Origin of the sequence: Pigmentiphaga litoralis, from assembly GCF_048632615.1 — a bacterium.
In the GTDB taxonomy this organism is placed as follows: Bacteria; Pseudomonadota; Gammaproteobacteria; order Burkholderiales; family Burkholderiaceae_B; genus Pigmentiphaga; species Pigmentiphaga litoralis_B.
In genome coordinates, this window is sequence record NZ_CP184479.1 from 3,039,240 (window position 1) to 3,061,136 (window position 21,897).

Consider the following 21,897-nt stretch of genomic DNA (forward strand, 5'->3'; position numbering starts at 1 on the left):
GAAAGGCATTTGAAAGCCTGGGGCTGCCAGCATGGCGTATCCATAACGACAAGTCCGACCGGAGACGCCATGACTTCTTCCCTTTCCACTCGCCGTGCGCTGCTGAAAGCCGGGCTCGCCTTGCCCGCCGCAGGCATGGGTATCGGCAGCCTGCTGTCGGCCCGCGCGTTCGCCGCCGACGCGGCCGCCTGGCCCACCCGCGCCATCCGTTTCGTCGTGCCCTTCGCCCCGGGCGGCAGCTCGGAAATCGTGGCGCGCGCCACGTCGATCGAACTGACCAAGTTCATTGGCCAGAACGTCTACGTCGACAACAAGCCGGGCGCCGGCGGCAATCTGGCCATGCAGGACGTGGCCCGCGCCGAGGATCAGCACACCCTTGTCCTGGGACACATCGGCACGCTGGCCGTGAACCCCTACATCTACGCCAAGCTGCCCTACGACCCCATCAAGGACTTCAAGCCGATCTCGCTGCTGGCCAAGGTGCCCAGCCTGTACGTCGTGAATGCGGACCTGCCGGTCAAGAACCTGAAGGATTTCGTGGCGCTGATGAAGTCCAAGCCGGGCAAGCTGAACTACGGATCGGCCGGCAACGGCAGCGCCGGCCATCTGGCCATGGAATACCTGAAGATGGTGTCCGAAACCTTTATCGTGCACGTGCCCTATCGCGGTACGGGCCCGCAATTGACCGACCTGATGGCGGGCCGTCTGGACGCCGCCGCCGTGGGCGCGCCGGCCGTCATGCAGTACATCAAGTCGGGCAAACTGCGGTGCATCGCCACGGGCACGTCGACCCGCATCCCGCAACTGCCGGACGTGCCGACCGTGGCCGAGCAGGGCTTCCCGGGCTTTGAAATGACGCAGTGGTATGGCCTGATGGCGCCCGCCAATCTGGCCCCCGCCGCGGCCGATAAACTGGCCGTCGCGGCCGCCAAGGCCATCAAGTCGCCCGAATCGCTCGAGCGCCTGAGCGGTGATGCCGCCATTGCCGTGGGCAGCACGCCTGCCGAGTTCGCGGCTTTCATTGCCGTGGAACAGAAGCGGTGGCAGACGGTGATCGCACGCGCAGGCATCAAACCCGATTGATCCTCCGTATGCTGACGAACCTGTTGGTTGGAAACCTCTCGGCCCGCCCTGCAACGCGTGGGTGGCTTGGGGGTGTCGCGGCCTTGTCATCAGCCTTGCTGTGTTCGCTGGCCTTCGCCCATGGCGACTGGCCGGCGCAGCGCGGCGGCATCATGAACGAAGGCGGCGAAACCTCGTTTGAATTGATCCAGAAAGGCAAGGCCACCACGGTCTGCCTGTCGGATCACGGCAAGCCGGTTGCCACGCGGGGCGCAAGCGGCACGTTGCAGGTGACGCGTGCCGGCAAGGAAACGCGTCATGACATCAAGACGGTTGCCGATGGCAACTGTTTGATGGCCAGCGGTGGGGTGGCCAAGCTGCGCGCGGGCGATACCGCACTGGCCCGCGTGGAACTGGCCGACGGCAGCGTCGTGATCGGACGGTTTGCGGTGAAGTAAACCTTCTACGACACCGCCTGCTCAAAAATGCTCGCCGTCTTGCGGTAGTGACCGGCGAGCAGTTCTTTCGCGTCCTGCAGACGCCCCGCCAGGATGGCTTCGTAGATTGCTCGATGTTCGTCGAGCTCGTTGCGCTGCTTGTACGCCTTCTTTGCGGCCAACTGCCGGAAGCGGTAGGCGCGGTCGTACAACTGATCGCAGAAATTCATCAACAGTTCCGACTGGCAACCGCTCAACATGGCGCGGTGGAATTCGCGGTGCTGCCTTTCCCATTCGGGATTCTCTTCATACGAATCGGGTTCCACCGACCTGAGCGTGCGTGACAGCCGATGGAAGGCCAGCACCAGTTGCTCTTCCCATTCCGGTGTGCGCCGCGCGAAGGCCTGCGTGATCGCCAGCGATTCGAGTTCGACGCGCGTGTTGACGAGATCATCCAGTTCCGCCTGGGTGGCCTGCGCCACCATGAAGCCGCGCTGGTCGTTGTGCACGACCCATTCCTCGCTCGCCAGCCGGTTCAGCGCTTCGCGCAGCGGACTGGCGCCCACCTGGTATCGATCCCGCAGTTCATGCATCAACAGCTTGCGGCCGGGTTTCCAGTGGCCCGCCAGTACATCTGTGCGCAAGCGCTCGTATGTCTGGCGCGCCAGGGTCGGCGCGGCCGCCGCATCCGCGATCGACGGTCGGGTAATTCCTAGTTCGAGTTTTGTCGACATTTTTGACTTCGCATACGTAATATCGCCAAAACAAACATAGCGACAGGAGACGTCGAAATTATGACCAAGTTTGCACGGGTTACGCCAGTAGAAGGTAAACCCCAGTGGGCGGTTGAACACAATGGCGAATTGCTGGGCCTGGGCGACCAGATTCCCGCCGGCACGCATGATGCCGATTGGGTAGACCTGATTGCCCAGCCGCTCAGCGACGCCATGCTGGCGAAGGCCACGCCGCTGGACCGGAACGCCGTTCGCTGGGAAATGCCAATCGCGCGTCCCGGCAAGATCATTTGCCTTGGCCTGAACTACGCGGCGCACGCGGCAGAGGGCGGCAATGCCGCGCCCGAATACCCAAGCTTCTTCTTTCGCGGCGCCACGTCGCTGATCGCGCATCACGCGCCGCTGATCCGGCCGCCCGTGTCGGACAAGCTGGATTTCGAAGCCGAGCTGGCGGTGGTAATCGGGCGCAACGCGCATCGGCTGACCGATGCGAACGCATTGGACGCCGTCGCGGGATATGCATGTTTCAACGATGGCACCTTGCGCGACTATCAGCGCAAGACCAGCCAGTGGACCATAGGCAAGAACTTCGACGGCACCGGTGCGTTCGGTCCGTGGTTGGTGCCGGCATCGGCTCTGCCGCCGGGTGCGCATGGCCTGAAGATCGAGTCGCGTCTGAACGGCGAGGTCATGCAGAGCGACAACACCGCCCACATGATCGTGACCGTGGCGCAGGCCCTGGTGCTGCTGTCGGAAGTCCTGACCCTGGAGCCCGGCGACGTGATCGCCATGGGCACGCCGTCGGGTGTCGGCTACGCCCGCAAACCGCCGGTGTGGATGAAGCCCGGCGACCGTATCGAGATCGATATCGAAGGCGTGGGTGTGCTGTCCAACCTGATCCAGGATGAGGAGGCCTGACATGGAACCCGTAATCACTCGTCTGCCCGATGACTTCCGCTGGCCGGGCGGCAAGCGCCTTGCCGTCATTTTCAACATCGCCTACGAAGCCTGGTCGGATGGCCAGGCGCCTGGCATCGGTCCGATGGGCAACGTGCTCAAGCCCGGTTTCTTCGACACCAATGCCCATTCGTGGGCGTCCTTCGGCCTGGTCCGCGGCATCCATCGCCTGCAGGCCATTGCCGACAAGCATGGCGTGCGGACCAGCGTCATGGTCAACGGCGTGATCTGCGAACGCGACCCCGCCACCGTGCGCCGGCTGGCCGATGCCGGCCACGAGATCATCAATCACTCCTGGGGAATGGACGTCATCCCCGTGTATTTCGATGAAGCAGGCGAACTGGCCAACCTCAGACGCAATCACAACCTCCTGACCGAGACGGCAGGGGTGACGCCCATTGGCTGGATCAGTCCGCGCGGTACCGGCAGTCCGATCAGTTCGCGGTTGCTGGCCGAAGCCGGCTATCTGCACCATGGCGACGTCAACGACGACGATCGTCCGTACGTGATGGACTTTGGCGGCAAACGCATCGTCGGCATTCCGCTCACGATGGACGTAAACGACCTGCCCACCTGCATTCGCTACGGCCAGGGGCCGCGCCACATGCTGGACACGTTCGAAGACACGTTCGCGGCCATGCGTGCCGAGGATGCGCCCTTGATGCTGGACGTGACCGCGCATACGCATGTGATGGGCCGTCCGTCGGGCGCGTGGGTGTATGACGCCATCATGGCGCGCGTGAAGGAGTCCGACGACGTGTGGATCTGCACCCGCGAAGACATGGCGCGGTACGTGCTCGAATCGATCTGACGCGCGCTGATAGGGCATCGCGCCGAAGCGTGGCGATGCTGAACCGGATGATGTTGACCCGGATGACGTTGACCCGTTGATCCCGCTGTACCCGGCAGGGCTGCCATCAGAGCGGCCCGCCCATTCATAAACATGGAGACAAGCATGCCTCGCCCTGTATTGCCGTGCGTGATGATGGCTGCCGCCCTGGCAGCCGTGCCGCTGACCGGCTCAGCCCAGGATGGTTGGCCAAAACAACCGGTTCGTTTCGTGGTCGCATTCGCGCCGGCGGGACCTGCCGACATCATCGCGCGCCTGGTCGCGCAACGCCTGACGGCCAGCCTGGGCCAGAGCGTGGTGGTTGAAAACAAACCTGGCGCTGGCGGCAGCATCGCCTCTGCATACGTCGCCCGGGCCGATCCGGACGGCTACACGCTGATGGTCAACACCAGTTCGTACGCTGTGAACCCCTACATGCAACGCAACCTGGGTTTCGATTCGGCCAAGGACCTGACGCTGGCCGCGTTGGTGGCCTCCAGCCCCAACCTGATCGTGACCGCGCCCAACCTCAAGGCGCACACGGTCAAGGACGTCATGGCCGATGCCAAGAACGGTTCCTACAACTACGGTACGGCGGGCGCTGGCACGACGCCGCACCTGACCGCGGAATATCTGTTCAAGGTACTGGGCAAGGTGCCGGTTACGCATATCCCGTTTCAGGGCGCCGGCCCGGCTCTGAACGCCGTGATGGCCGGCCAGACCCAGCTGGCCAGTGTCGCCTTGCCTGCCGCCGTCGAGCTGGTCAAGGCTGGCCGGGTCCGAGGCCTGGCGGTCACGGCAAGCGAACGTTCGTCCGCGCTGCCTGATGTGCCCACGGTGGCCGAGTCGGGCTTTCCAGGATTCGAGGATGTGACCTGGGTCGGCATCTTTGCGCCGTCCCGCACACCCAACGCGATCCTTGAGCGGATCAACACCGAGATCACGCGCCTGCAGAAGGACCAGGACTTCCTGGCCAAGCTGTCCGCCGCCGGTTTCGAACCCTTGGGCGGCAGCGTCGCGCAAGCCAAGGACTATCTGGGCAAGGAACTGGTCAAGTGGGAGCGCGTCGTCAAGGAGACAGGGGCGCAGCAGAACTGAGCCTGCTCAATATTGCACCGCAGACGCGCTTTGCCTGCCCAGTTTCATTACCGCTTTTCCACATCTGACGGAGTGCCCCCATGATCTCTCGCAGACACTTCCTGGCCGCCACGGGCGCATTGGCCGGCGCCTTCGGACTGCCCGCCATTGCCCAAGCTGGTTTTCCGAATCGCCCGATCAAACTGCTGGTGCCGTTTTCCGCCGGCGGATCGCCCGATGTGCTGGCCCGTGTGATCGGCGCACAGGCCGGCAAGCAGATGGGGCAGAGCATGGTGATCGAGAACCGTCTTGGCGCCAACGGTATCGTGGCCGCCGAGGCCGTGGCCCGCGCCACGCCAGACGGGTACACCCTGCTGGTGACGACCGGGTCGCAAGCCATCAATCCCGGCATCTACAAAAGCCTGCCTTACGACACGCTGGCCGACTTTGCGCCGGTCGCGTTGTTCACCGTTGCCCCCGCGCTGACGCTGGTCGTGCATCCGGACTCGCCGCTGACGACCTTCCAGCAGTTCCTGGACCAGGCCCGCAAGCCCGACGGCAACGTCAGCTTCGGATCGCCGGGCACCGGCAACACGCTGCACCTTGCAGGCGAGTTGCTCAACGCCACGGCAGGCACGCGCATGCTGCACGTGCCCTACAAGGGCGCGGCGCCCGCCTTGGTCGCAGTGATGGGCAAGGAGGTCACCGCCTGCTTCCTGAGCACGACGGCGGCCGTCATGGCCGTCAAGGCCGGGCAGGTGCGGCCCATTGCCGTCACGAGCGCCAAGCGGATCGCCGCGTTCCCGGATGTGCCGACGATGGCCGAGAGCGGCGTGCCCGACATGGACTACAACGGCGGCTGGGTCGGCGTGTTCGCGCCCGGAAAGACACCACCCGCCATCGTCGACACCTTGTCTGGCGAGATCAACAAGGCCATGCAGAATCCGGAAGTGAAAGAAAAAATGCTGGCCTGGGACAGTCCACCCATGAACGTGACGCCCAACGAATTCGGCCGCTTCTTCCGGCAGGAAATGGAGAAATTCGCGCGGATCACCAAGCTGGCGAACGTGCAGGCGACGTGATGGCGGGCATCCCGATGGGCAGCAACCAGTCACAGGACGACAAGATGATTTCGACAACTACCACCGTGGAAAACGGCATGGTGTTCGAGCGCGACGTGGCGCTGGCCATGTCGGACGGCGCCGTGCTGCGCGCCAACGTGTTCCGGCCCGAGGCGCCTGGTCAGTACCCCGTCGTCATGGCGATGGGCGCGTATGGCAAGGACGTGCATTTCGAAGATGCCTTCAATCCGCAGTGGCAGGTGTTGAAACGCATCTATCCCGAACTGGACAGCAACGGATCCACCGGACGATTCCTTCGATGGGAAGTCGTCGACCCGGAACGTTGGGTGCCGGACGGCTTTGTCGTCATCCAGATCGACTCTCGCGGCACGGGCCGGTCCGAGGGCTATCTGGATCCGTTCGGTCCGGTCGAGACGCGCGACTACTACGAGTGGATCGAGTGGGCCGGCACCCAGTCATGGAGCAACGGCAAGGTCGGCCTGATCGGCGTGTCGTATCTGGCGATCAAGCAATGGCAGGTGGCGGCATTGAATCCGCCGCATCTTGCCGCCATCGTGCCCTGGGAAGGGTCCAGCGAGTTCTTCCGGGATGGCGGCCACCACGGCGGCATCCTGAGCAACAGCTTTACGTTCGAATGGTGGCCGCGGCAGGTGCTGTCCAACCAGTACGGCAGCGGCGACAGCAAACATAGAGATCGAATCACCGGCGAGCGCACGACGGGACCGGCCCTGTCGCCCGAGATCCTGGAAGGCAGCCGCGCCGATCATCCCAACGACCGCCTGACGCATTCGCTCGACGACGCCTGGAACCGGGCACGCGCCGCGAACCTGCCCGCGATCACGGTGCCGCTGCTGTCGGCCGCCAATTGGGGCGGAGCGGGCATGCATCTGCGCGGCAACTTCGAAGGTTTCTTGCGGACCGGGTCCGTGCAGAAGTGGCTGTTCGCGCATATCGGCACGCACTATGAAAGTTTCTATCTGCCGCACTACGTCGCGATCCAGAAACGGTTCTTCAATCACTTCCTGCGCGGTGACGACAACGGGTGGGACCGCGAACCGCCGGTGCAACTGGCGATCCGCCATGCCGACGGCACGGCCAGGATCCGCAAGGAACAGGAATGGCCGCTGGCCCGCACGCAGCGCCTGCCCCTGTACCTGGATGCGCGTGAAGGCGCGTTGCAGTCCGCCGCGCCGTCCGCCTCGGGCAGCGTGACCTTTAACGCAATGCAGGGATCCGTCAGCTTCACCACCGCGCCGTTCGACGCCCCCACGGAGTTCACCGGGCCGGTCACGCTCAGGCTGTGGATCAGTTCCACGACACGCGACGCCGACATCTTTGCCGTGCTGCGGGTCCTCGATCCGGCGGGTGAAGAGGTCACCTATGTCGGCGCACATGAACGCGTGCCGATGGCGCAGGGATGGCTGCGCGCATCACGCCGCAAGACCGATCCGGCGCGCAGCACGGAGTGGCGTCCCTGGCATACCCATGATGACGTGCAGAAGCTGGAGCCGGGGGCGGTCTATCCGCTCGACGTGGAGATCTGGCCGACGTCGATGGTGTTCCCGGCAGGATGGCGGCTGTCGCTGACCGTGCAGGGGCACGATTTCATCGTGACCGCGCCTGGCCGCATGCGGCACGATCATCCTGAGGATCGGCCCGCGGAAGAGTTCGGGGGTGTTACGACGATCCATACCGGCGGCGAGCATACGAGCCATCTGGTGATGCCGCTGATCGCTTCGGGGCAGACGGGCTGACCGCCAGGCGTCCGCAAGCGGCGGCGGACCCGTAGAATGCGCGGATGAGTCCACGCACCGACACCCCCGAACCATTGCCGACGAGCCCCCACGGCTAGTGAATGACCACGCGCATCTTGCGCACGAGCGCGCAATCATTCGCACTGCAATCACGGCAACCTTGCCGGCCATTGGCGCGATGGTCGGCAAGTTCGTCGAAGTGGTGCTGCATGATCTTGAGCGGCCGGATGCGTCGGTCGTTTACATCGTCAACGGTCACGTGACGGGGCGGCAGGTAGGCGACTCGCTGCTCGATGGACCGAAAGACGACAAGGCATTTCTGGCCGCGCGGAAAGAACTCGACCTGGTGGCGCCAACACCGCACTCCGTGATCGTCGGATATCCGACGGTGTCGCCGCAGGGCGTGCTGCTGCGATCCGCGACGGTCGTATTTCGTGATGCCAGTGGCGCTCCATTCCTGGCCTTGTGCATGAATGCAGATGTCAGCTTCCCGAAAGAAGCGTTGAACTGGTTCGCCGGGTTCCTGGGCGATGGCGGCAGCGGGGCGGCCGCGACCGTGCCAGCCCCTGCCCCCGCCTTGCCCGCAACGCGCGGCGTGCCGCAGACAGCAGGCCTGGACGGCGTGGTGGACAGCATCATTCGCGATGCCATCGTGCGCCATGGCAAGCCGGTACGCGAGATGACTCGGCAGGAAAAACTCGATGCGCTGGAAGTCATGGCCGGACGCGGCGTGCTGATGGTGCGTGGCGGCGTGGCCAAGGTGGCGCAGGCCCTGAGCGTGTCTCGCTACACCATCTACAACTACCTGGAACGGCTGCGCCAGCGCGAAGGCCTGTAAAGGCGGGGCTCCCGCGACGCCCATGACATCCGGCTGAAAGATCAACTTATTGTTGAAATATCCTGCGATGCTTGCATAATGGGGCCGGTGCCTGGGCGCGTGCGCGCGTAGGGTCCTGGCGATCCGCAGCGCATTCACATCTGACGGCTTGGCATCCGCACGTCCTGAAATTAAACAAAAAGTTGAAATACCGGGGGGTTCAATGGATAACGCACGTCGTGACTTCTTCAAACGCGCCGGGACGGCCACGGTGGCGTCCGCCTTCGCATCGCAGCTGGCGGGCTGCAATGGCGGCGGCATGTCGGACGCCATTGCATCGACCATCCTGCCGGCCAAGGCCATGTTTCCAGGCGTGGCGAACAAAGTGTTCCTGAACGGCGCGGCCGATCATCCATGGAACCAGCATGCGGTCGATGCCATGAAAAACTATGCCGAGGCCAAGCTGTCGCTGGGCAGCGGGTCGGTCACCGCAACCGGCAAGTTTGCGACCCTGATCAATGCCGATGCCGACGAGGTCACGTACGTGCCGTCGACGTCGATGGGCGAGTACCTCGTCACCAAGGCGCTGGGCCTGCCGGAGTCGGGCGGGCGCGTCGTGACCGATGCCCTGCACTTCGTGGGCTCGTTCTACATGTATGAGCAGTACCGCAAGCAGGGACTGGATGTCGTGACCGTGCCCATGGACAGCGACTACAGGATCTCGATGGCGGCGATGGACGCGGCGATCGTGCCCGGCACGAAGCTGGTGGCCGTGTCGCACGTGTCGCTCTACAACGGCTTCGAGCATGACATGAAGGCGCTGTGCGACCTGGCGCATTCGCGCGGCGCGCTGGTGTTTGTCGACATCATCCAGTCTGCCGGCACGGTGCCGGTCGACGTCAAGGCCTGGGGCGTCGACTTTGCGGCATGCGGCACCTACAAATGGCTGATGGGAGACTTCGGCTTCGCGTTCCTGTACGTCCGCAAAGCCTTGCTGCCGCAACTGAAGCGGCCCTGGTACGGCTACCGGCAGACCCGCAATTTCGCGGCGCCCATCCTGCATGTGTACCCGTTGGATCCCGCCGGCGCCGTCCCTTATGAAAGCGTGCAGATCGACAGCGTGGCCGGGTACTTCATGGGGTCCTTTCCCGCGGCGGCCATCGAAACCGCGTGTGCGGCGTCCATCGACTGGATCATGGGCGTGGGCGTGGCGGCAATTCAGGAATATCGGCAGCCCATGCTGCAGGCCTTGCAGACCGGTCTGCGGGGCAAGGGATTCCGAGTCGTCACGCCAGCCACCTCGCGGACTCCGATCGTGACGGTGGCCTACGCGAACGCCGCCAGCCTGCAACCCCGGCTCGCTGCGGCGAAGGTCGAAATCACGCTGCGCGCCAACCACGCCCGGGTGTCGCCGTCGGTGTTCAACGACATGAACGACATCAACGTCTTTCTCAACGCCATCGGCAACCCTTGATCCACCTGGAGCGTCAAACATGCCCGTTACCCTTTCCAAGCTCACCCTGGCCATCGTGGTCGCGGCCGGCCTGTCGGCCTGCGCCGGTCCTTCCATGGCGCCCGAGTACAAGAACTCCGGCAAGATCCTGCCAACCACGCTGCCGTTTTCCGAGGCCGTGCAGGTCGGCAACCTGCTGCTGATGTCGGGCCAGATCGGAAATCTGCCCGGCACGCTGACCCTGGCCTCGGGCGGAATGCCTGCCGAGGCCACGCAGGTCATGGAAAACATCAAGACCACGCTTGAAGCGCATGGCTACACCATGAATGACGTGGTCAAGTGCACGGCGATGCTGGCCGACATGAAGGAGTGGGGCGCCTTCAATCAGGTGTACGAAAAGTATTTCCAGAAGGGGCGCTACCCCGCCCGCAGTGCGTTCGGCACCTCGGGCCTGGCGTTCAATGCACGGGTCGAAGTCGAATGCATCGCGGCAAAGTCGTCACCCGGGGCATAACTGCTATACCGGCGGCGCGGGCATCGCCATGATCGGCGTGACTAGAATGGGTGCAACAAGAACGCCCTCTGGAGACCGTTGTGACGATCCACCTTTCCCGCCGCGCTTTTACCACCTTTGCGGCTGCCGTCTCGGCATCGCTGGTGGCGGGCCTGCCGCTGACTGCCCTGGCGCAGGCCTTTCCTTCCAAGCCCATCTCCATCGTCGTGCCCTATGCGGCCGGCGGCGGCGTCGACATCGTGACCCGCGTCGTCGCGCAAGACCTGGGCACCGCGCTGGGGCAAACGGTTGTCGTTGACAACAAACCGGGCGCATCGACCAACATCGGCATGGCGGCCGTGGCCAAGGCGGCGCCGGACGGCTACACGTTGCTGACCGCGTCGCCGACGCTCGCTAGCAACGGCGCGCTCTTCAAGCAACTGGGCTTCGATCCCGCTGCCGACTTCACGCCGATCGGCAAAATCGGCTATTCGCCGCTGGTGATCGTGGTGCCAGCCAACTCGCGCTTCAAGACGCTCAAGGAACTGATCGACTACAGCAAGGCGCATCCGGAAGAACTGTCGTATGGGTCGGCCGGCAGCGGCAGCTCGGGCCATCTGGCCAGCGCGCTGCTGATCCAGGAAACGGGCGCGAAGGCGATCCATGTGCCGTACAAGGGCGGCAGCCCGGCCATTACCGATCTGATCGGTGGCCGCCTGTCGTTCATGTCGATCAATCCGCTGGAAGTGCTGGCGCATGTGCAGGCCGGCAAGTTGCGCGCCCTGGCGGTCTACGGCACCAAGCCGACCGATGCGCTGCCGGAACTGCCGACGACGGCATCGCTCGGCTGGCCCAAGCTGGACGCAACGGTGTGGTGGGGACTGATGGGACCCAAGGGCATGCCGAAAGACGTCGTGCAACGGCTGAACAGCGATTTGCAGAAGACGCTGGCGCGCAAGGACGTGCAGGAAAAACTGGCGGCGCGGGGCGCGATCGTGGAGACGGGTACGCCCGAGCAATTCGCCGCGTTCAATGCGGCTGAAATCACTAAATGGCACAAGGTGATCAAGGACGCCGGCATCCAGGCCGATTGAGTTCCATCTTGGGCGAGGCGCGCCCCCGCGCTGATCGGCAAACGTGCAAGATCGGTGCGCACGGATGCCTTGTGGGGAACGGTGGGCGCCTTGTGATCGTGCAGTCCTGCCGGGCATGAGGCTTGCAGTCATCCGGGCATGCTTTTCCTTCAGGACCTGCCATGACCCACGCCGACGCCTTCCTGCTTGCCGCCAACGATTGGGTGCCGAACAACGCGCGGCTGCCCGTGCTGGTGTACCGCGCCGCCATCGCACCGGATCCCGACGATCCCGCAGCGGCATTCGAGCGGGCATTCGCCGCCAACGGATGGCCCCCTGAATGGCGCGACGGCATCTTCGACTATCACCACTTTCATTCCACCGCGCATGAAGTGCTGGGCGTCTCGAAAGGGCGGGCAACGGTGATCCTGGGCGGCCCCGGCGGCCGCAAGGTCGATCTTGCAGCCGGAGACGTCGTGGTCTTGCCCGCGGGTACGGGCCACTGCCTGGACCATGCCGACGACGGATTTGAAGTCGTCGGCGCCTATCCCGCCGGCCAGCAATGGGACATCTGCCGCCATGCGCTGACGCCGGATGCCTTACGCAAGATGCTGGCGCTGCCCGTGCCGGAGCAGGACCCGGTGGCCGGCCAGGGTGGGCCGCTGTGCCAGGAATGGGACGAGCCGGGGAAGCAGATGTTGTGAGCGCGCGGCTGCGGGCCTGAAGGAGCGGCGGGCGGATACAGCGGGCGGTCCGGCGTCAAGGGCGCATGATGTGGAGACGCCTACCCTGCCGTAAGCTCAAACCCTTCACGCGCCAGGCTTTCTCCGTTCACCAGCAGTTCCAGTTCATGCCGGCCCGGCTGGTGGGTGCGGGTCGACAGGTCGCGGAACGCCTGTTTGCGCGTGATGCGAACCGAGCCATGGGCGGGCAGGGTCAGGGACTTCAGCTTGAACACCTTGCCGGACGCGACCCCAGATTTCTTGACGTAGTGGACGCGATAGTCGATCACCAGCGACTGCGGCCGGTCCACCTGCGACGTCAGCGTGAAGTCCATGAGGACCGTGCCGCCGATCGCGATGGTGGATGGCGTCAACGAAAAGCCGTGCACCGCGACCTCGGGCGCATCGCCCGCGCCAATGACCGCCAGCGCCCGCCTGTCCCCCTGTTTGATGAGCGTACGCAGCGCATGCCGCGTGATCCACGCGGTGCGCGGATCGTCCAGCGGCCAGCGTTCGAGGGTGTCCAGCACCCAGGTGGGATGCAGTTTGGTCACGTCGTTCAAGTGGTTCGCGACCGACTTGCGCACATACAGGCTGTCGTCGGCACGCAGCGTTTCCAGGATAGGCGCGGCCAGTTCCGGGTCGTTGACGATCGCATCGAGCCTGAACGACCACGGCAGCCGCGGACGGCAGCCTTCGCTGGCCAGGCGCCGGACATGGGGATTGTCGTCGTGCGCCCAGGTCGCCATGGTGGCCAGCGCGCGCGGCGGGTCCGCGCGCAGGAAAGGGCGGATGCCGAACTCCGACGATCCGAAGGGCGTAAAGAAGCGCAGGGCGTCCATCGATGCATCGAAATGATCAAGACCGTGGCACGCCACGTAGTCGGGCAGGATCATGGACACGAAGGCGTGGTCGATGCGGGGCGCCACGGCTTTCAGGATCGCCAGCGCGTCGGAAAAGTCGTTGGGCAGCGTGGCATGCAGGCTGGTCGTTGTCTGCCGCAACCTTTCCATCAGGCTGAGCGCGTCCAGGTTGGCGGTGGCCAGCGACAGGAACCGCGCGGTATCGAAGCGTGGATGCACGGCCTTGACCTGCGCCGCGATGTGTTTCAGACGGGCCGGGTCGAACATGGCTTTGAGGGCGGGGGCGGGCGTGTCGGACATGAATGGACTCAGGTGAAGGCAGCACGTCGAAGCAGCGGTTGAGGGCAGCAGGGCGGGACAGCGGCTGACGACGGCCCCGGCGGGCGGTCGGCCCTGCAGTGTAGACGCCGGGGTACCCCTGCGCCCGCCGACAGCGGGTAGACTGGCGGCCTTTCCGTGCTTTCGAGAGCGCCATCATGTTTGTCAAAGCCTTGCGTGTCGGTCTGGGTCAATTGATCGTCATTGGCGACGCCCTGTCGCGTCCACGTCCCCGGAAGCGCTCGGCGCAAGGGCAGGCAACCGTCGACGCGGAGGCTGCGCGGCTTTCCTTGTATCAGCTGCATGCCTGCCCTTTTTGTGTGAAGACCCGGCGTGCCGCCCATCGGTTGAACGTGCCGCTGACCTTGCGTGACGTGAAGCGTGATCCGCAGGCGCGCCAGGAATTGCAGGCGGGCGGAGGCAGGGTGAAGAGCCCGTGCCTGCGTATCGACGATGCCAAGGGCACGCGCTGGATGTACGAGTCCAAGGACATCATCGCGTATCTTGACCAGCGGTTTGGCCAGGTCGTCTAAAGGGCATCGTCCTGGTAACGCCCTCGTCCGGGTAACGTTCCAGCTTGTACCGTCCTGGTCGCGTCCTGCTCCTGTCCCTGCCTCGTCCCGTGGCAAACAGGCGACTGCGGGGCGGCATGAAATCCATTCATGGACATCCTCAACGAATGTCGTTTGCGGTGCTCGGTCGCGGCTCGCACACTTCGACCTGCATGCTCGCTGACAGGACCTTAGAGCCAGTCCACTGGCCGGTCCGGTACGCAAGGAATTGCCGTGCACTCCGCAACCCTCCCCACGCCCGAGGACACCCCCTGGTATCGGGCATTGAGCAAGAAGCAGTGGCAGATACTGGTCGCATCCAACCTGGGCTGGATGTTCGATGGCTTCGAGAATTACGCCCTTATCCTGACAGCCGGGACGGTCATGCTGCAGCTGCTGCCGCCCGAGCAGCACGCCTCGCTGTCGCTCTATGTGGGCGCCGCCATCGGGATCAACCTGCTGGGCTGGGGCGTAGGCGGGATGCTGGGCGGCATCCTTGCGGATTACATCGGCCGCAAGCGCATGATGGTCATTGCCATTCTGGCCTATTCGGTCATGACGGGACTGTCGGCCTTCGCCTGGAATTTCTGGTCCTTTGTCGTGCTGCGCTTTCTGGTCGGCGTGGCGGTGGGGTCGGAGTGGGCCACCGGCAGTTCGATGATGGCCGAGCTGTGGCCCGACCGCGCGCGCGGCAAGGGAGCCGGGCTGATGCAGTGCGGCCTGGGGCTTGGGTTCTTCGTGGCGGCCCTGGCATGGTTGTTCATTGCACCGATCGGCGAACACGCCTGGCGCGCGATGTACCTGCTGGGCGTGCTGCCGGCCTTGCTGACGCTGTGGATACGCCGCGCCATTCCGGAATCCGCGCTGTGGGAGGCCGTGAAGGCCAAGCGGGATGCGGCTCGCGAGCGCCTGCGCAGCGGCAGCGCGCTGTCGACATCCGATGAGCAATTGACCCGCTTTACCCTGACGGATCTGTTCACCGACACGACCGTGCGGCGGCGCACGATCCTCGTATTCCTGATGTCGCTTGCCACCACCGTGGGCTTCTGGAGCGTGTCGACCTGGGTGCCGCCCTTCATTGCGTCCGTGGCCGGACGGGCCGGTCTGCCCGCGGCCAAGTGGGCCAGCTATGCCGGCATGGCGTACACGCTGGGGTCGATCACGGGGTATGTGCTGCTTGGTTTCCTGGCCGATGCCTTTGGCAGGAAGCCGGTCACCATCGCCTTTTTCGTGCTGGCCTTCGTGATGACGCCCATTCTGTTTTTCACGACCACCAATCCCCATTGGCTGTTGATGCTGGCGTTCGTCAGCGCCATCTTTTCCAATGGCCAGTACACCTGGATGCCGGTCTGGCTGCCCGAGCTGTACCCGACGCGCATGCGGGCGACCGCCCTGGCGTTCGCCTTCAACGCGCCGCGCTTCCTGGCGTTTCTGGGGCCTTTGCTGGCAGGCGCGATGATCGTGTCTTTCGGGGGTTACGGACAGGCGGCGATGGTATTGGTGTCGGTCTATGCGCTGGGCATCCTTGCCGCGCCTTTCCTGCCGGAAACGAAGGGCAAGCCGCTGCCCGAGTAGCGGTCACCGCAACGGCCATGACAGTTCGGCATGTTTGTTGCTGCTGACAGTAAAAAAACCGCGAGGCTGGACTGTCATGACGACCGCTGTATCCCGCTCGCTGAAGCGGCATCCCATTGCTTTGGGCGTGCTGCTGTTCTTGATTCTGCTGGTGCTGGTATTCGACTGGAATTGGCTGCGCCATCCGGTCGAACGCTACATCTCGAGCAAGACCGAGCGCACCTTCACCCTCGGTCATCTGGATGTGGACCTGGGCTTTCCTACCGTCGTGCGCTTGCGGGACGTGTATTTCAGCAATGCGGACTGGGGACGCAAAGAGCCCATGGCCAAGGTTGGCCAGGTCGAATTTTCGGTGTCCCTGCCCAGCCTGTTCGCCGACAAGATCCTGATGCCACGCCTTGCCGTGTCGAATGCCGATGTCGTCATGGAAATGGACAAGGAAGGCCGGCGCAACTGGCGGCTGTCGGAACCCGACGATACGCGCCCGGGGCGTGTGCGCATCGGATCGTTGGCCGTGACCGATACCCGGCTGCGGTTCTATCAGTACGCCAGGAATCTGGAAGTGGCGGTCGATGCCACTACCTTCGATCCCAGGGCGGCGGACCAGGCGCGTGACGGAGACGCCCAGCCCGACAATGCTACCTTCACGACGCGCTACGCGATACGTGGCAACTACAACGATGCCGCGTTTGCCGGCGAAGCCATCGCAGGCGACACGCTGACCTTCCAGGAATCCGGCACGCCGTTTCCCTTGAAGGGCTACCTGGAAGCAGGGACGACGCGGTTCGATGTCGACGGCCAGATCGCCGACGTGGTCAACCTGTCGGCCATCGACGCGCGCATGAAGATCCGTGGCGAAACCCTGGCCAATCTTTATCCGTTCCTGTTGCTGCCTTTGCCGGCCTCTCCTCCCTACGCGCTGGAAGGACATCTGAAGTTGAACGGCAATCTTTACACCATGGACGAGTTGCGTGGAAAGATCGGGTCGTCGGACGTCACGGGAAGCGGAACGTACGAGAAACGCGAACCCCGGCCCTTGTTGACGGCCAAGCTGAGCAGTTCGCTGCTCGATGTAACCGACCTTGGTCCCCTGATCGGCGTGAGCAAGAAGCACGACGGCGCGTCGCCCCCAGTGAGCCAGTCGGAAACGAAGAACCGGGCCAGCGCTAAGGCAAAGGACGCCGCATCGGATAAGCGGGTGCTGCCCACGCAACAGTTCCAGCCGGAACGTTTCAAGGCTATCGATGCGGCTTTCGATCTGGATGCGGGCAAGCTGAAAGTGCCAGGCAAGCTGCCGCTGGATAGCCTCAAGGTGTCGCTGCGGTTGAAGGATGGCGTGCTCAAGCTTGAGCCCTTTACCGTTGGCATGGGAGCGGGGGCGGTGGTCTCACGTATTACCCTCGATGCCAGTGGCGAGCCGATGCGAGCCGATGCGCAAATTGACATCAAGCAGGTGGGCCTCTCGCGGCTGCTGCCGGCGTCGGACAAGGTGGCTCCCAGCACGGGCACGCTGGGGGGACGGATCAGCCTGCGTGGCACCGGCAGTTCGGTGGCGGAGTTCGCGGCGAAAGCCGATGGGCAGATCAGCCTGGCCGTGTCGCGCGGCCGCGTCTCCAATCTGATCGACGCGGCCAGCGGCCTGAACGGTGGCAAGGTCATTGCGCTGTTGGCCGGTGGCGATGAGCAGATCACCCTGCGTTGTGGCGCTGCCTTGTTCGATGTCAAACAGGGCAAGGGCACGTCGCGTGTGTTCGTGATCGATACCGAAGAAACCCAGGTCGTGGGTGACGGCAGCTTTGATCTGGCGGCCGAGCGCGTCAATCTGACGCTCGCGCCTCAACCCAAGAATCCGGGTTTCCTGTCGGCACGCACGCCGCTGAACATCCACGGCAGCTTCGTGTCGCCGCAGTTCGACCTGGAAAAGAAACCGCTGGTGGCTCGGGCCGTGGGCGCCGCGGCGTTGGCTGTCATTGCCACGCCGCTTGCGGCGCTGATCCCCTTCATTGAAACCGGCCCTGGCGAGGACACCGACTGCAGCAAGGTATGGGGTAAGGTGCCCGCCGCAAAAAGCGGGACGACGGGCGGGAAGTGAGGGCGGCGCGGGGCACGACGCAAGCGTGCCCACGGGCCGGCCGGCGTGCTCAGTCCAGCGTGATGCCCGATTCACCCACGATTTTTGCGAAGCGGGTCGAATCCGCAGCGGCCGCCTTGGTAATGTCGGCCGGTGTGCCGCGCCATGACTCGAAGCCGAAGTTGGCCATCCGCGCCAGCACGTCGGGCTCGTTCAGCGCCTGATTGATGCCGGCGTTGATCTTGTCGACCGCCGCCTTCGGCATGCCGCGAGGACCGAACAACGCCACCCAGGTCTTGAGTTCAAAGTTGGCAGGTCCTCCGGCTTCGCTCACGGTCGGGATGTCGCCGTATTCGGCCAGCCGCTTCGGCGCAGCCAGGGCCAGGAGCTTTACTTTTTCGCCTTGTAGAGCGGGCCCGCCGTGGCGGCGCTGCCGAAGGCCCAGCCCACTTCGCCGTTGGCGACGGCGGTATAAAGCTGCGGCAATTCCTTGAACGGCACGTGAGTCATGCGGGCGCCAGTGGCTGTCTCGAGCATGGCGCTTCCGACATGCGCCACGCTGCCGATGCCCCAGGTGCCATAGGTCATCTTGCCGGGATTGGCTTTGGCGGCGGCGACGAGATCCGCCACCGAATTCCATGGCGAATTGGCCGGCACCACGATGAAGAAATGGGTCCAGTAGAGCGGCGCCACGGGTTCGAAATCCTTGGCGGGATCGAAGGGCAACTGCTTGTACAGATGCGGCTGCAAGGCCATGTGGGTATTGTCGACTTCTAGCAGGGTGTAGCCATCGGCCGCCGCGCGCTTGACCGATTCGATCGCCAGCCAGCCATTGGCGCCGGGCTTGTTTTCGATCACGACCTGCATGCCCGCCGACTGGCTGAGCTTTTCGCCCACGTGGCGCAGCACGGCATCGGGGCCGCTGCCTGCCGAATAGGGCAGCACGGCGCGGATAGAACGATTCGGGTAGGCCTGCTGCGCGGCGGCGGGTTGCAGTCCCGACGCGACGAGCAGGCAGGCGGCGGCAAGGCCGCGCAGGCTGAGAGTCATGGTTGTCTCCGGATGTATTTGTCGTGTGGTGTAGGGGTGGGGCGATCAGGACACGGGCAGGGCGTCCGCGGGGGCTGCCATGGCGGGCGCGTCAGGTGCGCCCGGCGCCGCAGGCAAGGCGCCGGCCTGGGCTTCCCAGGCACGGGTAAAGCGGGGATCGCGCTGGCGCAGGTCGTCGTGACTGACCTGCCCGGTGCGGCGCATGTAGTCGTAGGCAAAGGACACCGGGTCCAGCGGCAGCTTGTCGGCCACGTTCTCGTACCAGTCCAGGCTGCGCGCCGCGGCCTGCTGGAAACTGGACGAAGCGGGACGGCGGGTGGCTTCGAACGCCGCGAAGGCCGCGGGCACGTCGCCCGGATGCGCCACCAGCCCACGGTGCAGGGCGATGGCATCCTGCATGGCCATGCGCGTGCCCGACCCCAGCGAAAAGTGCACGGTGCGCAGGGCATCGCCCAGCAGCACGATGTTGCGGTGGGTCCAGCGTTCGTTGCGCACGATATTGGCCTCGAACCAGAGCGACCGGTTGGTCAGCAGATCGTTGCTGCCGAGATCGGCGCGGAATACGTCCGCGCAATAGTTGCGGCTGTCCTCTTCACTGGCCTGGTCCAGGCCCGCCCGGCGCCAGGTGTCCGGATCGACCTCGACCAGAAAGGTGCTCAGGTCCGGGCTGTATTGGTAGGCGTGCGCGATGAACACGCCCGCCGGGGTATCGCGAAAGATGAGCGACACCGGATGGAAGCGCTGGTGCGTGCCGTACCACGCGAACTTGTTGCGGCGCTTCTCGAACGTGGGCTGGAAATGATCCGCGTACTGAGTACGGACCGCGCTGTTGCCCCCGTCACTGGCAATCAGCAGGTCGCAGTCGGCAGCAAGGGCGTCGACGTCGGTGATCCGCTTGCCATACTCGATTCGCACCCCTTCGGCTTCGCAGGCCTGCGACAGCACATTGAGCATGTCGATGCGCGCGGTGCGAGAAAAATGGTTGCCGTGCAATTGCACATGGGTGCCCTGGTGCACCACTTCCATGTAGTCGCACCGTTCATGATGGGCGATGAACTGCTCGAAAAAGACGGGGTCGGCGTCCTTCAGAAAGGCCAGGCCCACGTCCGAGAAGACGACGCCCCACCCGTAGGTGGCGCCGCGCGCGTTCTGCTCGAAGATCCGGATCTCGTGCGACGGATCGTGTTTTTGGCGAGCAGCGCGAAGTACAGGCCGGCCGGGCCGGCGCCGATGATGGTGATTTTCATGCGGACACCTTCAGGTCGTGAGTGCAGTATGCGCGGCGGCGGTCGTCGCGGCGGCTTCCGCTTCCAGCAGCGCTGCGATGCGGGCCTTGAGCGCGGGCTTGTCCACCTTGCCGACCCGGGTCAACGGGAAGGCATCGATGGTCTCGATACGTTCCGGGCACTTGAATTTCGCAAGGCCCTGCGCAACCAGGAAAGCACCCAGCGTCTTGACGTCGGGCGCCGCGTGGCCCGGCCGCAGCACGACATAGACGCAGCCTTTTTCGCCGTAGAAGGCATCCGGCATGGGCACCAGCTTGGCATCGGCAATCGCCGGATGCATGCTGACGAAGCCTTCGACTTCCTCGCAGCCGATCTTTTCGCCCCCGCGATTGACGTTGTCACGCAGGCGGCCTTCAAAGGCGTAATAGGTGACGCCATCAACGATATGGGCAGTCATCATGTCGCCGGTGCGGTAGTAGCCGTCGGACGTGAACGCTTTGGCGTTCGCATCGGGCGCCTTGTAGAACCCCGGGATGGCCGACGGCCCCTTGAAGCACAGCTCGCCCATCTGTCCAGGCTCGACCGGCGTTTCGGTATCAGGCACCAGCAGGCGCAGGTCATCCAGCGGACAGCCCGACGCGCCCTGCGTGTGGTGGCGTGCAAAGGCCGGGGCATCCGGCCCGCTGCCCAGCAGCAGGCCTTCGGTGATGCCGAACAGGTTGGAGCAGGGCAGGCCCAGATGCGCTTCCAGTTGCTCGGAGCGGCTCATGGTGGCGAACAGGCGCAGCGACGACAGGTCATGCGTGCCGATGTCGCCATAGGCCATGATCTGCGGCGCGATGGGCCCGATCGACAAGGCATGCGTCACCCGATGCGTGGCGATCAGCTCGAGCATGCGCGGCACGTCCACCTTCGGCATGAGCACCGTCGTGACCCCCATGGCCACTGGCGGGATCAGCGCATACAGCTGACCGGCGTTGTGCAGCAGCGGCAGCGACCAGATGACACGGCTGTCGGCGGTGATGCCATACACCTTGGCCCAGCCCACGGAATGGCCCAGGTATTCGCCATGGAAGCGGGGAATGATCTTGGGGACGCCGGTTGTGCCGCCCGACAGCTGGAAGCTCAGCACGTCGCGCGGGCTCAGCCTGAGCTGCGCCAGCCGTTGGCGCGCGGCGGCAAGCGGCATGGCATCGATCAGCGCGTCAAGCGATGCATGGCCGCCGGCATCGTTGCCACGCGCAACGATCAGGTGCTGAAGCGAGCCGTGCCGCTCCCGCATCCTGGAAGCGAACCCCACCAGGTCGAAGGCGCCGATGTCGGCCTGCACGAAGTAGCCGCGGGCGTCCGATTGTTCGGTCAATTGACCGATCTCGACCTCGCGGTGCTGCGGCACCGAGCAGACCGGAATGATGCCGGCTTTGTAGCAGCCCAGCAGCGCAAGCACGGTGTCGATCGTGGTGCCCATCTGGAAGATGGCGCGGTCGCCACTGTCCAGTCCGAGGTCGAGCAGGGCGGCGGCCAGCCTGTCGGTGGCGTCATCCAGCTCCCGGAAGGTCAGGTTGCGTTCATCGCTGATGAAGGCGGGACGGTCGGGGTATATGGACGCGGTGTCACGCAGCGCGTCGCCCACGGTCCGGCCCTGCCAGGCGCCGGCGGCGGTCCAGGTATCGGCCAGCTGTTCATCGGGGTAGACGATCCCTTCAAGGGGATTCTGTAGTGGCAGCATGTGTGTCTCCTTCCTGGCGCTCGC

At 64.6% G+C, this 21,897-nt stretch carries 20 protein-coding genes and 1 pseudogene; 15 read left to right on the forward strand and 6 right to left on the reverse strand.

Going from position 1 to position 21,897, the window contains the following annotated elements:
* Nucleotides 1-69 precede the first annotated feature (69 nt).
* On the forward strand, nt 70-1,083 hold the full coding sequence (locus tag ACNANG_RS13720; protein ID WP_420223427.1) for a Bug family tripartite tricarboxylate transporter substrate binding protein: 1,014 nt from the start codon (nt 70-72) through the stop codon (nt 1,081-1,083).
* A gap of 83 nt (nt 1,084-1,166) precedes the next feature.
* Nucleotides 1,167-1,520 carry a hypothetical protein gene (locus tag ACNANG_RS13725; RefSeq protein WP_420223428.1) on the forward strand — a complete coding sequence of 118 codons (354 nt, stop codon included), beginning with the start codon at nt 1,167-1,169 and terminating at the stop codon, nt 1,518-1,520.
* A 5-nt stretch (nt 1,521-1,525) separates the two neighbouring features.
* Here the strand turns inward: ACNANG_RS13725 and ACNANG_RS13730 are convergent, their stop codons facing one another.
* Entirely contained in the window at nt 1,526-2,143 is a 618-nt protein-coding gene (locus tag ACNANG_RS13730) for a GntR family transcriptional regulator (protein WP_420223429.1), read from the reverse strand.
* Between the two features lie 150 nt (nt 2,144-2,293).
* Here ACNANG_RS13730 and ACNANG_RS13735 point away from each other — a divergent pair, with 150 nt between their 5' ends.
* The 10 genes from ACNANG_RS13735 (at nt 2,294) to ACNANG_RS13780 (ending at nt 12,472) form a co-directional block, all read left to right on the forward strand.
* Complete coding sequence (locus ACNANG_RS13735; RefSeq protein ID WP_420223430.1) at nt 2,294-3,151, forward strand: fumarylacetoacetate hydrolase family protein; 858 nt, start codon at nt 2,294-2,296, stop codon at nt 3,149-3,151.
* Nucleotide 3,152: 1 nt separating this feature from the next.
* Nucleotides 3,153-4,001: a polysaccharide deacetylase family protein gene (locus ACNANG_RS13740; RefSeq protein ID WP_420223431.1), complete on the forward strand. Its 849-nt coding sequence runs from the start codon at nt 3,153-3,155 to the stop codon at nt 3,999-4,001.
* Nucleotides 4,002-4,145: 144 nt separating this feature from the next.
* Nucleotides 4,146-5,117 carry a tripartite tricarboxylate transporter substrate binding protein gene (locus ACNANG_RS13745; protein ID WP_420223432.1) on the forward strand — a complete coding sequence of 324 codons (972 nt, stop codon included), beginning with the start codon at nt 4,146-4,148 and terminating at the stop codon, nt 5,115-5,117.
* 80 nt (nt 5,118-5,197) lie between these two features.
* A complete protein-coding gene (locus ACNANG_RS13750; protein WP_420223433.1) occupies nt 5,198-6,178 on the forward strand; it encodes a Bug family tripartite tricarboxylate transporter substrate binding protein in 981 nt (326 codons plus the stop codon).
* Between the two features lie 44 nt (nt 6,179-6,222).
* The gene (locus ACNANG_RS13755; protein WP_420223434.1) at nt 6,223-7,932 is read left to right on the forward strand and encodes a CocE/NonD family hydrolase; all 1,710 of its coding nucleotides are present in this window, start codon (nt 6,223-6,225) and stop codon (nt 7,930-7,932) included.
* Nucleotides 7,933-8,029: 97 nt separating this feature from the next.
* Nucleotides 8,030-8,770: a helix-turn-helix transcriptional regulator gene (locus ACNANG_RS13760; protein ID WP_420223435.1), complete on the forward strand. Its 741-nt coding sequence runs from the start codon at nt 8,030-8,032 to the stop codon at nt 8,768-8,770.
* 202 nt (nt 8,771-8,972) lie between these two features.
* The gene (locus ACNANG_RS13765) at nt 8,973-10,223 is read left to right on the forward strand and encodes an aminotransferase class V-fold PLP-dependent enzyme (protein WP_420223436.1); all 1,251 of its coding nucleotides are present in this window, start codon (nt 8,973-8,975) and stop codon (nt 10,221-10,223) included.
* Between the two features lie 19 nt (nt 10,224-10,242).
* Nucleotides 10,243-10,716, forward strand: coding sequence for a RidA family protein (locus ACNANG_RS13770; protein WP_420223437.1), 474 nt, complete (start codon nt 10,243-10,245; stop codon nt 10,714-10,716).
* An 80-nt stretch (nt 10,717-10,796) separates the two neighbouring features.
* Nucleotides 10,797-11,789 (forward strand): Bug family tripartite tricarboxylate transporter substrate binding protein, encoded by a 993-nt coding sequence (locus ACNANG_RS13775; protein WP_420223438.1) that lies wholly within the window; start codon nt 10,797-10,799, stop codon nt 11,787-11,789.
* A gap of 161 nt (nt 11,790-11,950) precedes the next feature.
* The gene (locus ACNANG_RS13780) at nt 11,951-12,472 is read left to right on the forward strand and encodes a cupin domain-containing protein (protein ID WP_420223439.1); all 522 of its coding nucleotides are present in this window, start codon (nt 11,951-11,953) and stop codon (nt 12,470-12,472) included.
* Between the two features lie 80 nt (nt 12,473-12,552).
* Here the strand turns inward: ACNANG_RS13780 and ACNANG_RS13785 are convergent, their stop codons facing one another.
* Complete coding sequence (locus ACNANG_RS13785; RefSeq protein WP_420223440.1) at nt 12,553-13,653, reverse strand: DNA alkylation repair protein; 1,101 nt, start codon at nt 13,651-13,653, stop codon at nt 12,553-12,555.
* 176 nt (nt 13,654-13,829) lie between these two features.
* Here ACNANG_RS13785 and ACNANG_RS13790 point away from each other — a divergent pair, with 176 nt between their 5' ends.
* The 3 genes from ACNANG_RS13790 (at nt 13,830) to ACNANG_RS13800 (ending at nt 17,889) form a co-directional block, all read left to right on the forward strand.
* Entirely contained in the window at nt 13,830-14,204 is a 375-nt protein-coding gene (locus tag ACNANG_RS13790) for a glutaredoxin family protein (protein ID WP_420223441.1), read from the forward strand.
* 252 nt (nt 14,205-14,456) lie between these two features.
* Nucleotides 14,457-15,797 (forward strand): MFS transporter, encoded by a 1,341-nt coding sequence (locus ACNANG_RS13795; RefSeq protein WP_420223442.1) that lies wholly within the window; start codon nt 14,457-14,459, stop codon nt 15,795-15,797.
* A gap of 76 nt (nt 15,798-15,873) precedes the next feature.
* Nucleotides 15,874-17,889, forward strand: coding sequence for an AsmA family protein (locus ACNANG_RS13800; protein ID WP_420223443.1), 2,016 nt, complete (start codon nt 15,874-15,876; stop codon nt 17,887-17,889).
* A 49-nt stretch (nt 17,890-17,938) separates the two neighbouring features.
* Here the strand turns inward: ACNANG_RS13800 and ACNANG_RS13805 are convergent, their stop codons facing one another.
* The 4 genes and pseudogenes from ACNANG_RS13805 to ACNANG_RS13820 all read right to left on the reverse strand — a co-directional run bounded on the left by ACNANG_RS13805 (nt 17,939) and on the right by ACNANG_RS13820 (nt 21,873).
* Entirely contained in the window at nt 17,939-18,355 is a 417-nt protein-coding gene (locus ACNANG_RS13805; protein WP_420227542.1) for a Bug family tripartite tricarboxylate transporter substrate binding protein, read from the reverse strand.
* Nucleotides 18,259-18,918 (reverse strand): Bug family tripartite tricarboxylate transporter substrate binding protein, encoded by a 660-nt coding sequence (locus ACNANG_RS13810; RefSeq protein ID WP_420223444.1) that lies wholly within the window; start codon nt 18,916-18,918, stop codon nt 18,259-18,261. Before ACNANG_RS13810 ends, ACNANG_RS13805 begins: the two co-directional genes overlap by 97 nt.
* 45 nt (nt 18,919-18,963) lie before the next feature.
* Nucleotides 18,964-20,165, reverse strand: a pseudogene (locus ACNANG_RS13815) (FAD-dependent monooxygenase).
* Between the two features lie 10 nt (nt 20,166-20,175).
* Nucleotides 20,176-21,873, reverse strand: coding sequence for an AMP-binding protein (locus tag ACNANG_RS13820; RefSeq protein ID WP_420223445.1), 1,698 nt, complete (start codon nt 21,871-21,873; stop codon nt 20,176-20,178).
* Nucleotides 21,874-21,897: the final 24 nt, after the last annotated feature.

Coding starts and splice junctions, on each gene's coding strand:
- ACNANG_RS13720 (WP_420223427.1), top strand. CDS start 70: ATGACTTCTTCCCTTTCCACTCGCCGTGCGCTGCTGAAAGCCGGGCTC.
- ACNANG_RS13735 (WP_420223430.1), top strand. CDS start 2,294: ATGACCAAGTTTGCACGGGTTACGCCAGTAGAAGGTAAACCCCAGTGG.
- ACNANG_RS13740 (WP_420223431.1), top strand. CDS start 3,153: ATGGAACCCGTAATCACTCGTCTGCCCGATGACTTCCGCTGGCCGGGC.
- ACNANG_RS13745 (WP_420223432.1), top strand. CDS start 4,146: ATGCCTCGCCCTGTATTGCCGTGCGTGATGATGGCTGCCGCCCTGGCA.
- ACNANG_RS13750 (WP_420223433.1), top strand. CDS start 5,198: ATGATCTCTCGCAGACACTTCCTGGCCGCCACGGGCGCATTGGCCGGC.
- ACNANG_RS13755 (WP_420223434.1), top strand. CDS start 6,223: ATGATTTCGACAACTACCACCGTGGAAAACGGCATGGTGTTCGAGCGC.
- ACNANG_RS13765 (WP_420223436.1), top strand. CDS start 8,973: ATGGATAACGCACGTCGTGACTTCTTCAAACGCGCCGGGACGGCCACG.
- ACNANG_RS13770 (WP_420223437.1), top strand. CDS start 10,243: ATGCCCGTTACCCTTTCCAAGCTCACCCTGGCCATCGTGGTCGCGGCC.
- ACNANG_RS13780 (WP_420223439.1), top strand. CDS start 11,951: ATGACCCACGCCGACGCCTTCCTGCTTGCCGCCAACGATTGGGTGCCG.
- ACNANG_RS13785 (WP_420223440.1), bottom strand. CDS start 13,653: ATGTCCGACACGCCCGCCCCCGCCCTCAAAGCCATGTTCGACCCGGCC.
- ACNANG_RS13790 (WP_420223441.1), top strand. CDS start 13,830: ATGTTTGTCAAAGCCTTGCGTGTCGGTCTGGGTCAATTGATCGTCATT.
- ACNANG_RS13800 (WP_420223443.1), top strand. CDS start 15,874: ATGACGACCGCTGTATCCCGCTCGCTGAAGCGGCATCCCATTGCTTTG.
- ACNANG_RS13810 (WP_420223444.1), bottom strand. CDS start 18,918: ATGACTCTCAGCCTGCGCGGCCTTGCCGCCGCCTGCCTGCTCGTCGCG.
- ACNANG_RS13820 (WP_420223445.1), bottom strand. CDS start 21,873: ATGCTGCCACTACAGAATCCCCTTGAAGGGATCGTCTACCCCGATGAA.